The organism is Glaciimonas sp. GG7, from assembly GCF_052976905.1.
In genome coordinates this window covers 1-213 of sequence record NZ_JBRIIQ010000266.1, presented here as the reverse complement: position 1 = coordinate 213, position 213 = coordinate 1, and the positions used below count along the sequence as shown (strand labels likewise).

The window sequence follows — 213 nt, the reverse complement described above, 5'->3', positions numbered from 1 at the left end:
CAACGGCTCCTGCCCGGACAGCGCCTTAAGCGAAGGCAGTGCACCGGCAGCAACAGCACGCCAGTCAGGCTCAACAAATAACAGTTCAGCAAAAAGACACAGGCCAATCGTGATAATCAGCCCTAAAATAATCGCCTCGACCTGACGAAAGCCACGCCCCTTGAGTCCCAGCACAATGATGGTATCGAAGGCCGTGAGCAAAACCCCATTGAC

Annotated in this window: 1 protein-coding gene; it reads right to left on the bottom strand. The window is 54.5% G+C overall.

Annotated features, from left to right (window positions below):
- Window positions 1-213 (bottom strand): divalent metal cation transporter (locus ACVBEF_RS21440; RefSeq protein ID WP_447125914.1); only part of this gene is annotated, 213 nt, incomplete at both ends.